Source organism: Microcystis sp. CS-574 (genome assembly GCF_028329095.1).
Taxonomy (GTDB): domain Bacteria; phylum Cyanobacteriota; class Cyanobacteriia; order Cyanobacteriales; family Microcystaceae; genus Microcystis; species Microcystis ichthyoblabe_A.
On the sequence record NZ_JAQMSY010000165.1, the window covers coordinates 19482 to 32999 of the forward strand.

At 43.7% G+C, this 13518-nt stretch carries 8 protein-coding genes and 1 pseudogene; 5 read left to right on the forward strand and 4 right to left on the reverse strand.

The features are described 5' to 3' along the window. Positions 1-20 precede the first annotated feature (20 nt). Positions 21-1493: an NADH-quinone oxidoreductase subunit M gene (locus PN470_RS13305; RefSeq protein ID WP_272104663.1), complete on the reverse strand. Its 1473-nt coding sequence runs from the start codon at positions 1491-1493 to the stop codon at positions 21-23. A 228-nt stretch (positions 1494-1721) separates the two neighbouring features. On the opposite strand from PN470_RS13305, the gene PN470_RS13310 reads away from it, so the two are divergent. The 5 genes from PN470_RS13310 to PN470_RS13330 all read left to right on the forward strand — a co-directional run bounded on the left by PN470_RS13310 (position 1722) and on the right by PN470_RS13330 (position 10040). Next, positions 1722-4391 (forward strand): type I restriction-modification system subunit M, encoded by a 2670-nt coding sequence (locus PN470_RS13310; protein WP_272104664.1) that lies wholly within the window; start codon positions 1722-1724, stop codon positions 4389-4391. Beyond that, positions 4391-5665 (forward strand): restriction endonuclease subunit S, encoded by a 1275-nt coding sequence (locus tag PN470_RS13315; protein ID WP_272104668.1) that lies wholly within the window; start codon positions 4391-4393, stop codon positions 5663-5665. The genes PN470_RS13310 and PN470_RS13315 overlap by 1 nt, the downstream gene beginning before the upstream one ends. A gap of 233 nt (positions 5666-5898) precedes the next feature. Beyond that, positions 5899-6081, forward strand: coding sequence for a hypothetical protein (locus PN470_RS13320; protein WP_016516247.1), 183 nt, complete (start codon positions 5899-5901; stop codon positions 6079-6081). 129 nt (positions 6082-6210) lie between these two features. After that, positions 6211-9324 (forward strand): type I restriction endonuclease subunit R, encoded by a 3114-nt coding sequence (locus PN470_RS13325; RefSeq protein WP_272104665.1) that lies wholly within the window; start codon positions 6211-6213, stop codon positions 9322-9324. 32 nt (positions 9325-9356) lie between these two features. Continuing rightward, on the forward strand, positions 9357-10040 hold the full coding sequence (locus PN470_RS13330; RefSeq protein ID WP_046660768.1) for a M48 family metallopeptidase: 684 nt from the start codon (positions 9357-9359) through the stop codon (positions 10038-10040). Positions 10041-10380: 340 nt separating this feature from the next. On the opposite strand, the pseudogene PN470_RS13335 reads toward PN470_RS13330, so the two are convergent. From PN470_RS13335 to PN470_RS13345, 3 genes and pseudogenes are all read right to left on the reverse strand, one after another. Next, a pseudogene (locus tag PN470_RS13335) lies at positions 10381-11723 on the reverse strand (2-succinylbenzoate--CoA ligase). Continuing rightward, positions 11699-12664, reverse strand: a complete 966-nt coding sequence (locus PN470_RS13340; protein ID WP_272104667.1) for an o-succinylbenzoate synthase — start codon at positions 12662-12664, stop codon at positions 11699-11701. The pseudogene PN470_RS13335 and the gene PN470_RS13340 overlap by 25 nt, the downstream one beginning before the upstream one ends. 189 nt (positions 12665-12853) lie before the next feature. Beyond that, a partial coding sequence (locus PN470_RS13345) for a bluetail domain-containing putative surface protein (RefSeq protein ID WP_334310442.1) occupies positions 12854-13518 on the reverse strand: 665 nt, incomplete at its 5' end.

The window sequence follows — 13518 nt, forward strand, 5'->3', positions numbered from 1 at the left end:
AACAATTCCGAAAAAGCTTTCTATGATTGCCTTTGACTGATTGCCGTGCCGGTTAATAACACTGATGCTTGGTTTTCACTCCAGTGAATCATCCAACTCGGTTGTAATCCCAAAACAATAATAAATAAAGCCAAAGCAATTTCGGGAAATCTTTCGGGCCAGGTACTGCGAGGAATGCGCGATAATTCAGGGGTTAAACGACCAAAGAAAACCCGATTAATCATCAGGAGAAAATACACTGCGGTTAAACCACTAGCAACCAAACATAAGAGCGTTTGTATCGGAAAAATCGGGAAACTGCCACGAAAGACCAAAAATTCGGCGATAAATCCCACCATTCCGGGGATGCCAGCGCTGGCCATAGCCGCTAAAATCACTAACATTCCCGTGATTGGTAAACCTCTTTCTGGATTTAATAAACCGCGTAGATAATCCACATCCCGGCTGCCGGTTTTTTTATACACTACTCCCACCAACAAAAATAACAAAGCGGAAATTAAACCGTGACTAATCATCTGCAAAATCGCCGCAGTGATGCTTAATCTGGTGGTGGCCGCCGCCGCTAGTAAAATATAGGCCATGTGGGAAATGGAAGAATAGGCGACTACTTTTTTCATATCCTTTTGGGCAATAGCGCAACTGGCCCCGTAGAGGGCGCTGATAGCTGCTATTGTTGCTAACCAAGGGGCGAGAGTCACCCAAGCATCAAGAAATAAACCGACTCCAAAGCGCAGCAGTCCATAGGTTCCTAATTTGAGTAATATTCCCGCTAAAAGCACAGAAACGGGGGTAGATGCTTCGACGTGGGCATCCGGTAGCCAAGTATGAAAGGGAAAAATCGGGATTTTGATGGCTAATCCAATCAGAAGGGGGATGAGGAGCAGTAATTGGGTTTTAACGTCTAAATTATTCGATAAAAGGGGGTTATAGGCGAAATTATTAGCACCAGTTAGCCAAACTAAGCCAAGGAAAGAGATTAGCACTAAAAAGCCTGAAATTGCCGTGTATAATAAAAATTTCATGCCCGCATAACCGCGTCTTTGACCCCCCCAAATGGCAATGAGAAAGTAAAGCGGGACGATTTCTAATTCGTAAAATAGGAAAAATAGCAGTAAATCCTGCGCTAGAAAGGCCCCCGCTACTCCGGCATTGAGTAACAAGAGCAGAGAATAGTAAAATTTCGGTCGGTTAACCTCTGTGCCACTAGCATAAAGAGCAATTATTGTCAAGATGCTGTTAAGAAAAAGTAATGAGAATGACAATCCATCAACACCGAGGGCATAATTGAAACCGAGGAAATTAATCCAAGGCAGGTTAACCGTGAACTGCATTTGCGGGTTACTAGGGTCAAATTGCCAGCCAAGGAGAATATTAAGCAGTAAGAGAACGACAGCAAGAGTTAGAGCTAATCCTCGCACTTTTTTCGCCTCTAGAGGCGTGTAGGCAATCAGTATCGCCCCTATAATCGGTAGCCAAATAAAAGCGTTGAGCATTCTTTAATGGGCATGATAAACCTTCCCATTATTGCCTGAGCGGTCAATCTTTAGCAAGATAAGTAGATAGGTGTTAAAAGTTGTCAGACACCCCCCTTATCAAGGGGGATCCCCCCGCCTATCGGCACCCCCCTTATCAAGGGGGGCAGGGGGGATCGAACCTAAAATCCATTTTCAATTTAATTCCACCCACCCACTTAAACTGGTGAACATTTAAGGTAACTAACGATGAAACAAGAAAAGATCACTCTCAGTCAACTCGAAGGCTTTCTATTTAAGGCGGCGGACATTCTTCGCGGTAAAATGGACGCTTCCGAGTTCAAAGAATTTATCTTTGGGATGTTGTTCCTCAAACGCTTGTCAGACGAGTTTGAGCGCAAGCAAGCGCAACTCAAGAAACAATATGCACACATCCCAGACCCGTTGCTGCTGGCCGAACTCCTAGAAGGCGAAACCTCCTATGGAGAAACATTTTTCGTACCTCCTCGCGCTCGCTGGCATCAATCCTGGCGCGACGAAAACGGCCAGGAAGTCCCGCCGCTCAAACACCTTAAGCAGGACATCGGCAATATGCTCAATAAGGCATTAGCGGCGGTAGAGGATGCTAACGATGCCTTGGCGGGAGTGCTGAAGAATAACATCGATTTTAATGCTACCAAGGGCAAAACCAAGATACCTGACCACAAATGGAAGGATTTACTAGATCATTTCAATCAGCCCCAATTTGTGCTGGTCAACGATAATTTTGAGTTTCCCGACCTATTGGGTGCAGCCTACGAGTACCTAATCAAATACTTTGCCGATAGTGCCGGGAAGAAAGGGGGAGAATTTTACACGCCGGCCGAGGTGGTGCGGCTGTTGGTACAGTTGGTCAAACCCCAAGCGGGCCATACTATCTATGACCCTACCGTGGGGTCGGGCGGTTTCCTTATCCAGTCCTATCAATATGTGGAGGAACAGGGGCAAAACCCCCAGAATCTAGCACTCTACGGACAGGATTCTAACGGTACAGTCTGGTCAATTTGTAATATGAATATGATCCTCCACAACGTCACCCGCTTCACCATTGAAAACGGGGATACTCTCGAAGATCCGCTCATTTTAGAAAACGGACAGATTCGCAAGTTTGACCGAGTTCTCGCTAATCCGCCCTTTTCCCAGGATTACAGCCGGGCTAATCTCAAGTTTACCAACCGCTTTCGCGAATTCTGCCCGGAAAAGGGGAAAAAGGCGGATCTGATGTTTGTCCAGCACATGATTGCCAGTCTTAAACCCGACGGCCACATGGCCACTATCATGCCCCATGGGGTGCTATTTCGGGGGGGGAAAGAGAAGCTGATTCGAGAGATCTTAATTGAGGATGATCTAATTGAGGCGATTATTAGTTTGCCCCCGGGGTTATTTTATGGCACGGGTATCCCGGCCTGTGTGTTGGTGGTGAATAAAAATAAACCCGAGGAATTAGGCGATAAAATCCTTTTTATTAATGCGGATCGAGAATATGCTGAGGGAAAGAACCAGAATAAATTGCGCCCCGAAGACATTGAAAAGATCGATTATGTCTTTACCCACAAGCGAGAATATCCCAAATATAGCCGCTTGGTAGATAAGTCGGAAATTGTCGAAAAACACGACTTTAATCTTAATATTCGCCGCTATGTGGATAATACGCCAGACCCGGAACCGGAGGATGTAAAAGCTCACTTGATCGGGGGTATTCCGCAGGCTGAAATTGCCGCACAACAGGATACTTTTGCTAAGTTTGGCATCAATACAAATACCCTATTTAGACCCCTACGCCCCGGCTATGCTAGTTTTTGCCCAGAAATTGCCACGAAAGCCGCTATTAAAGAGAATCTGGAAGCTAATCCCGATTTACAAGCAAGGATAAGCGACCACTATACTACGCTTAAAAATTGGTGGCGAGAAGCGCGGGATGATTTTGCCAAGTTGGAGGGAAATAATATTATGCCCCAAGTGCGGCAGCAATTACTGAGTAGCCTTAAACAGCAGCTGATTCCTTTAGGGGTTTTAGATGAGTTTAAATCGGCGGGGGTGTTTGTTAACTGGTGGCAGCAGATTCGCTATGATTTAAAGACTATTATTAACACTGGCTGGCATCATACTCTTATCCCTGATCAGTATTTATTAGCGGCATTTTTTCAGGCGGAAGAGGCGGCAATTGAGGAACTAGAAAGTAAGATTAGTGCAGTCCAAGGGGAGTTAAGCGAAGCGGTAGAATCAGCGCAAGAGGTGGCGAATTATGAACCAGAAGAGGAAGAAACTGTTAGCGCCGCATCGATTAAGAAAGGGCTTAAAGAGTTGATAGATGACCTGAAGCAATCCCAGGGCGATTCAGCAGCCAGAGAGCGCCAATATTACCAACAAGAATACAATGTTATTACTGACATTGAGAACCGGATCAAGTTACTTAAGAATACGCTTAAGGAACAGCAGAGTCAGCTTGAGTTAAAGCTGCGCTTAAAACGGGTTGGTGATGAGGAATTTAAGGCTGAAACTGTTGAATTACTTGAGCAGGTACAAAATCAGCTTATGGGGTTAAATGCCAGTAAAAAGGAAGAAAAGGCCAAGATTAACGCGCTTAATAAGGATAAGAAAGCCTTGGAGATTAAATTATCTTATCCTGAGGGATTACTGACTGAAATAGGAGGACAGTTAAGGGATGAAGAAGCGAAAAAATTGATTCTAAAAAAGCTCTATGATTGGGTATCGGAGCAGCTTAATCGTTACTTGAATGGGGAAAAGCGGGGACTTGTCGCTAAGGTTGAGAATCTTTGGGATAAGTATGCGGTATCAAGTCAGGAAATGGAGGCCCAGCGAGAGCAGACTTTAGGACAGTTAAATGAGTTTTTGAGTAAGTTGAGGTATTTGGCGTGATGAAAAATTGGGATGTAAAAAAACTTCGTGATCTTGCTGATATACGAGTTAGTAATGTTGACAAAAAAATTTATCCTAGCGAACGACCTGTAAAGCTTTGCAACTACATGGACGTTTACACAAATGAATATATTGATGGATCAATTCAGTTTATGGAAGGTTCTGCAAACGATGCAGAAATTGAGCGATTTGGTTTAAATATTGGAGATGTAATTATTACCAAAGACTCAGAAACTCCTGATGATATTGGTATTCCCACCGTTATACATGAGCAAATAGATAACTTAGTTTGTGGTTATCATCTGGCACTAATTCGACCTGACAATGAAAAAATTGATTCTATCTTTCTCTCTAAATATCTTTCAACTTCACGAGTAGCTAATTATTTTGCTCTTCATGCTAGTGGTTCTACACGCTTTGGGCTTCCTATTGGAGCAATTGAGTCAGTTGAAATTTTAACGCCCCCAATTAAAGAACAAACCCAAATTGCCACCATCCTCTCAACAATAGACCGCGCGATTGAGCAAACCGAAGCCCTAATTGCCAAGCAGCAGCGCATCAAAACCGGACTAATGCAGGACTTGCTCACCAAAGGAATTGATGAAAACGGCAATATTCGCAGTGAAGAAACCCATGAATTTAAGGATTCACCGCTTGGGAGAATTCCGGTTGAGTGGGAGGTTGTAACTACTGGACAAGTAACAAAAAGTTTAGTTCCGGGACGAGATAAACCAGACTTAGATGGTGGAGGTGTTCCGTGGATTACAATTCCAGATATAGAGGGAATGTATCTTGACCTACCAAAAAGTGGTCTTTCCTTATCATTAAATGCAATCAAAGTTGCTAATGCTAGACTAATGCCAAAAGGTACCGTGCTTATGAGTTGTGTTGGAGAGTTCGGCATTGCAACAATTACTGAATGTGATGCAGTTGCAAATCAGCAACTGCATGGTTTTATTTGTGATCAAAGTATTTTACCAGAGTGGTTAATTGCACAAATAAATGCTTCTGGTAATCGTATAGATAATATGGCCACCCAAACCACAATTAAATACCTTAACAAAAATGGATGTGAATCAATACTGATCACTTTGCCAAGCCTTAAAGAGCAAGTAAAAATTATCTCTATTCTTGATAATATTAATGATTTGTTTGAGAAGCAAAAAAAGAGCCTAAATAAACTCCGCTCTCTCAAAACCGGACTTATGCAAGACCTGCTAACAGGCAAAGTTCGAGTTATCGACCTCCTCAACCAAAAAACAGCAGCAAATTGATTCATCGGTCAAACCTATGCAACCAGAGCAAACACCCACAAATCACAAAAACTTAAACATATACCCAGACTTTGCCAAAAAAATGGAAATCGCTCGGCGCGGCATCAAAAAATATCGTAACGCCCTGATTGACCTCGCCAAGTCACCAAACTGCTCAGGCGATCTATATCCCATGATCTCGATATCAGACGATTCGCTAAACTAAACATAACTCCCTTGCCCATAGATTTACCATGCAAGCGATCGAATTTAAAACCATCCTAAAAAACGGCATAGTCACCATTCCCGCCGAATATTCTTCTGAATGGGAAGGTAAACAGATCCGCGTTATCTTGTTGGATAATGCAGAGAAGATATTACCCGTCGAAACCACTGATATCAATCCCCTCAAAGGAAGCGTGACATTTGATGAGTAGAAAACGGATTTCTCCGAGAAACCCGTTTTCTGTGCGTTACTCAACGGATTTAGTATTAGTACACAAAGCAGCGTTGGTTTCCAAAGACGAAAAACCTCATAAATACAGTTAAATAAAGGTTATCTGGTCATGAACAAAACACCTCAACCTATCAAACTCGATGAGCGCAACGGGGTCGAAAAGCCCTTACTTGACCAACTGTACGGTTTAGATTGGGAAATATTGGATTTAGAGACAAAACAAAAACCACAGGATACTTTTAGAGAAAGCTTTACCGAGGTGGTGATGCTGCCAGTGCTGCGAGAACAGCTTACAATCATCAACCCCTGGCTAGAAACCGACCAAATAGAAGAAGCCATCAAACAACTCACCGCCAACTTCCCCAGCACCAACTTACTGGAAAATAACCGCCACGTCTTTAAACTGCTTCAGGAGAATACCAGCGTCTCAGAGAACCGTAAAACAGGCGAAAAAAGCCCCACCGTCAGGTTTATCGACTTTGACCACCCAACTAACAACCGCTTTATCGCCGTTTGCCAGTTTAAGGTGCGGATTCTAGGCACAGAAAACCACATCATCCCCGATATTGTCCTCTTTCTCAATGGGCTGCCAGTGGTGGTCATTGAATGTAAATCTCCCAAAGTCAAAGAACCCATTGCCGAGGCGATCGAGCAACTCCTCCGCTACAGCGAACAGCGCGGCGCTAAGGGCGAGGGAAATGTCCCCCTCTTTTTCTATAACCAGTTTGTCGTAGCTACCTGCCGCAATCAGGCAAAATTTGGCACTATTACCACCCACACCGAAAAATACTTCTTCCGTTGGGCTGACCCCTATCCCCGCACCCTAGAAGAACTAGAACACGGCATTAGCTCCCCCAATGACCAGCAGCGACTGGTGGCGGGAATGTTTGCCCCCGATAACCTCCTAGAGATTATTCGCAACTTCACCCTTTTCTCCATCAACAACAAGGGAGAAACCATCAAAATCGTCGGGCGTTATCAGCAGTTTCGTGCCGTCAAGAAAGCCGTGGAGCGTCTCCTAGAGGGCAAAACCCCCCGGGAGCGCAGCGGCATCATCTGGCATACCCAGGGGTCAGGTAAGTCCCTTACCATGATGTTTATGGTGCGGGCCATGTACCGCCATAACAACCTTTCCCAGTGGAAAGTGGTATTTATCACCGATCGCACCCAACTAGAGCAGCAACTCGCCGAGACCGGCCAAAGTGTTGGCTTTACCGTTAAGCCCGCCAATAGCATCGCCAAACTGAAGGAACTACTTCGCAGCGACTCCTCGGATCTGGTCATGGCCATGATCCACAAATTCCAAGAGCGGGAACTGCGGGAGACCTTCCCGGAGCTAAACCGGAGCAGCAACATCCTGGTGATGACCGATGAGGCCCACCGCTCTCAGTACAGCCTGCTGGGGACAAACCTCGACAAAGCTCTCCCCTACGCTTCCCGTATTGGCTACACCGGCACCCCCATCGACAAAACTGAGAAAGTTTTCGGGGACTACATCGACAAGTACACCATGGGCCAGTCCATCGAGGACGGCGTGACCCTAGAAATTGTTTACACCGGGCGCACCCATAACGCCGAGGTGTCTGATCAGACAGCTATGGATGCGGCTTTTGCCGATGTCTTCAGTGAGTACAACCTGCAAGAGCGGCTGCAGATTTTGGGCCATGGTTCGCGGGATGCCTACCTGGAAGCTCATCCCACCATCGCCGCTAAAGCCAAGGATATGGTGCAGCACTATCTCCAGTGCATCTTTCCCAACGGCTACAAGGCCCAGGTGGTGGCGACTTCCCGGGAGGCGGCGGTGCGGTACAAAGAGCATTTAGATGCTGCCCTGGCCGAGGAGATTGCCAAATTGGAGCAGGGGAATCCCCACCGGCTTAACCTCGATCGCCTGAAGCGACTTAAGACCGATGTGGTCATCTCCGGCAGTCATAACGACCTACCCCACCTCAAGCAATACAGCAACTCCACCCGCCACGATACTACTATTAAAAGCTTTAAACTGCCCTTTGACGCAAGGGATGAGGGGATTACTGGAGATGTGGGCATTGTCATCGTCAATAATATGCTACTGACTGGCTTTGATGCCCCAGTAGAGCAGGTGATGTATCTCGATAGGGTCATCCAGGCCCACAACCTGTTACAGGCGATCGCCCGTGTCAACCGAGTCGGCGGTGCGAACAAGGATAAAGGCTTTGTCGTGGACTATGTAGGCATCGGCCACCACCTGAAGCGAGCCATTGATAACTACGACGAGCGAGAGCAGCAAGAAGTCGAGGAAACCTTAAGTTTTCCCGAGGACGAGATCCGTCAGCTTGAGGATGACCACCGCAAAATCCTTGCACTCTTGAAGCAACATGGACTCACCGACCTGAACGATCAAGATGCCTTTTTCGACCTCTTCTATGATGAGGATGTGCGATTCGAGTTCATGCTGGCCTTCAAGAAGCTGACCCGCAGCCTTAACTTGGTCTATCCCGCCAAGGAGGCCTTGAACTACATGAGAGACTACCAATCTCTCACCGCAGTGAATATACTAGCGGGGAAGCACTTCCGCGACGAGCGCCTGAGTATGAAGGGAATCCCACCCAAGCTGCGGGCCCTGACCGACCAGTATCTGCAATCAAGGGGAATCGACGAGAAAGTTAAACCGATCTCGATCTTGGATAAGGACTTTGAGAGTCATGTCCAGAAACACCAGCGAGTCAAAACAAAGGCCGCCGCAATCGAACACGCTCTCCGCCACTATATCGAGATCGATCTGGTGGACGATCCCGAACTGCAAGCCTCCTTTTCTGAAGCACTGAGAGCCATCTTCGAGGAGTTTAAAGACAATTGGGACAAGATTTACCAAGAACTGGAAAAACTACGCCAGAAGGCGAGAGAAGCAAAAAATGAGCCTACCTACGGACTGGACAGGAAAAAGCAGCTGCCCTTCTTTCGGATGTTCAGACGGGAGTGTTTTGGAGAAGCGGCATTAACTGACGATATGGTTTCTCAGATGGTCGCTCTCACTCAACAGGTATTTACCGTTGTTGAGCAGGAGTTACAATTAACTAGCTTTTGGGAGAGCATTCCCGCTCGCAAGAAACTTAAGGCAGAGATTCAAAAAGTGTTACTCTCTCCCGACTTTTACCAAATTCCCAATCTTATGGACAATCGAGAACAGATTATCTCGCGGGTGATGGAAATAGCAGAGAAAAATAACGACCGAATTTTTTAGGCTGAATCGAGTAAAATTGAGCGACTTTTAATATGAAACTTGACTATAAAATCATTTATTCTTCCAGTCGTAAGACCCTGACCATTACCGTGGAACGTGATCGCTCGATCGTGGTCAGAGCGCCTACTGGTACTCATCCCGATAAGATCCAGCAAATAGTAGAGTCACGCAAGCAGTGGCTCTATGAAAAAATTCACCACGAGCAAAAGTATCGAGTCCCACTTCATCCTCCGGGTAAGGAACTGGTTAATGGCGAGTCGCTTCTTTATTTAGGGCGCTACTATCGTTTAGAATTGGTTGATGATCAGACAGAGATAAAGTTTATTAACAATCGCTTTCGAGTACCAAAGGCACTAACAGAGAATGGTGGCGAGATTTTTCAAGATTGGTATATTCAGAAGGCAAAAGAGAAGATACTTCCTCGTGTCAACCTTTATGCTAAAAAGCTTGGTGTCAGGTTTAATCAGGCTAAAATTACCGACAGCAAATATCGCTGGGGTTCTTGTACACCCCAAGACAATGTTAACTTTAACTGGCGATTGATCAAAGCCCCGATGTTCGTAATTGATTATGTGGTAGTTCATGAGTTAGCGCATCTGATTGAATCGAACCACACTCCACGATTTTGGCAGATTATCAGGTCGCAAATTGCTACTATGGAACAGGCAAAGCAATGGCTTAAAGAACACGGTCAGATGTTGGAACAGTCACTATAATTTTGGAAAATAAACCTAATTTAAATCTGCTGGGATTAGCACCCATAGCCATTTTACCCGATTATATCGTCTCAGAGTCTCCCCAAAAGGAAAACCTCATAACTCACCATTAAGATAACTGCTAAGTAGGTAGGTGTTAAAAGTTGTCAGACATCCCCCTTATTAAGGGGGGACTAAGGGGGGATCGGCACCCCCCTTATTAAGGGGGGACTAAGGGGGGATCGGCACCCCCCTTATTAAGGGGGGACTAAGGGGGGATCGGCACCCCCCTTATTAAGGGGGGCAGGGGGGATCGAACCTAAAATCCATTTTTAATTTAATTATAACCAGCTACTTATAATTATAGTCCAAGGTTTGACTCGGTGTCAAAAAAGTTTCAGCTAATTTAATTAAATTGGTTCGATTAATCTTGCCTTGGGGACTTTTTGGTATCTCTGGTAATTTTATCCAATGTTTCGGCAGTTTATAATTGACTAATTTATCCTTAATCTGGGATTGAATAATTGTCTGGTTTATCTGAGAGTTAACGGGGACATAAAAAGCCACAATTATCTGTCCCCATCGAGAATCTGGCAATCCCAAAACCACCACATCTTTAACTAAATTAGTGTGTCTAATGGCAGTTTCTACCTCAAAAGGATAAACATTTTCTCCTCCGGTAATTATTTTTTGACTATCGCGACCAATGATATATAAATAACCACTTTCATCCAAGTAACCTAAATCATCCGTCTCGAAGTAGCTTGCTTGATTAAGATGGGGATAATAGCCTAAAAATAAAGATTTCGCTTCAATAATAATTTTCTGGTTATCGGGATTAATTTTTATCTGAGCATGGGGTAATAGCTGTCCACTACTATTATTTCCTTGTCGAAAATCTTCTGGTTTAAGGGTGACAATTTGTGAGGCAGTTTCCGTCATTCCATAGGTGGGAGACAGAGAAATATTATATTCTCTAGCTTTTTCTAGTAAAGATGGCCATGCAGGGGAACCTCCTAGGAAAACTGTTTTAAAATTGGCTAACCATCGAGGATCATTTTCTAGAAAAAATTGTAATTGACTGGGAACTAAGGAGATAAAATAATCTTGAAGATTGAGATTATTTACACGCTTTTGTTTGATTTTATGGTAAGGAATAACAGCAAAATCTCCCCCCGTTAAAAAACTTCTCAGAAACTGCATTAAACCACTAACATGATATAAAGGCAGTAGGCAAAAACAGTTAACCTGCTTGACTTGAAAATATTCAGAGAAACCTTTAACAGAAGCAGTTAAAGTTAACCAGTTATGGATAGCAAAGCGAATTTTTCCCGAGGTTCCTCCCGTGGGTATCATCAGAGAATTAGTCAAAGGATTGACAGGAGGAGAATTATAGTTAAAAACCTTGATATTTTCGCCAAAAATATAATCGGGTTGCACCAGAGAGAAAACCTGTTCCCATTCGTTAGTTTTCCAGTCAGGATTAGCTAAAAATAGGCAACTTTTTGACCTGACGGCAGCCAAGAATATCGCTAAGAATTTAAGGAGATTGCCTTCAGCAAGCAGTATAGTTAATCGAGGATTATCTGCGGCGATAAATTGCTGAGAATAGGACTGATATAATTGATAAAATTTCTGGCTATTGTATCCATATAACCAATCTTTTTGACTGAGATATGCTAATTGTTTGCTGATGTCGTCCACAGTTTTTCTAACCAATCGGGGTCACTATTATTAAACCATTGTTGCACACCAAAACCTAAAGCTCGCTCCTTTTTGGGGTATTCTTGTGCTAGACGTACAGCGGCTTTTCTGCCGATATTAGTTTCTAAAACCGAGGAAAATACTAAATCTAAGGGATATTTTTCCCAGAGATTTCTTAAACCTTGTATTGAACCATTAATAGCAGGTTTAATCACAAAAATTCCTCGCCATCCCCGTTGATAACATTCCTCTATTTGTCGAAGATTGGCCACCGATTCATCTAAAGCAATCCCTGTGGTAAAATCTTGACTTAATTGCAACATTTCTAACCATTGAGACGGGAGTAAAGGTTGTTCGATAAATTCAATTATTTGACATTCATCGGCAATTTTTAACCAGATTTTACTCTCAGCAATACTTAATCCCCCATTGGCATCTAAACGCAATTTAGTGTTTCTGGGTAATCGGGTAATTAATTTTTCAAATAAGGTTAACTCTTGCTTGAGAGAATTGACCGCAATTTTCCATTTATAAGTATTAGTTTTATTAGCGGCTAAAATATCATCCAGACAGGGAAATACTGCCGCACCGGTGGGTAATAAATAACTATAATTTTTCGGTTCTAATTCTCTTGATTTATTCTCGATACTTAAATCTTCTAAAGCTGATTCAAAGGCAAATTGACAAGCAGGAAATTGTTCAGGAATAGAAAAAATTGAATTTATTGATAGGGGATTTTCGAGACTTTGACAGAATAATATTGCTGCCGATAATGTTTCTGAACCAAATTCAGGTAAAGGAGCAATTTCTCCCCATCCAATACGTCCATCTTCCGCTTCTAAGCGAATAATAATTCCTTCCCTAATTTGCCAGAGTCCGTGATGGGTTTGTAGGGGACGCAGCAAAGGACGCTGATAAACACGAAATTGCCAGAAATACATGATTAACTATAAGTAGTAGTGAAAAGCTTAACATGAGCAGGCGTTGGGTTTCATGTTTCAAACCAACCTACGTTCTTTATAGAGTTTGTCAGCGAAACGTTTTTTTTCTTAAAGTCCAGAAAACGGGTTTCTAAATAGTTTCTTGAAGAAACCCGTTTTCTAGGTGACTTAGAAGGAGAGCTTAGACACTTAGATAAAGAAATTACCCACCGGAATGTTCCCTAAAGCTGGTAAAGTACCGGTAAATCCAGTCATATTTATTAATAAATCATTGCTGGATTGGAAGCCAGCCGTGCCATCATTAATAATGAGGTAGGTTCCAGCTATCGCACCGGTTGTTACCTGCACTAAGGCGGCACTATTAACCCCTAATCCTTGATTACCTGTAGTGGCTCCATTGGCATCAGTAAATACTTGATTGATTAAATTGTCTAAAGTGGTGACAGTGCTATCAGCAGCACGACTGAAACTACTAGGCGCACTCATGGCAGTTCCACCTTGAGTTAATAAGTCTATTTTATCACTATTGATGGCAAAATCTGTGATATGATCGCTTGTTGATATGGTAGATTGGCCAAATTGAAAGATGAAGATATCTGCACCCAAACCACCGGTTAAAGTATCAATTCCCACACCTCCATTGATTTGATTAATACCATTATTTCCAGTGATATTATTGTTACCAGCGTTACCTGTACCATTAATATTATTAGTGCCAATTAGTCTGAGGTTTTCGACATTGTTGGGTAGGGTGCGAGTGAGAGTGCTTTGCCAAGTATCAGTAATGATAACTTCTCCTATTCCTCCTTCGGGATTGATGGTAGCATTAACGGGATTTGACAGGGTTACTGTAA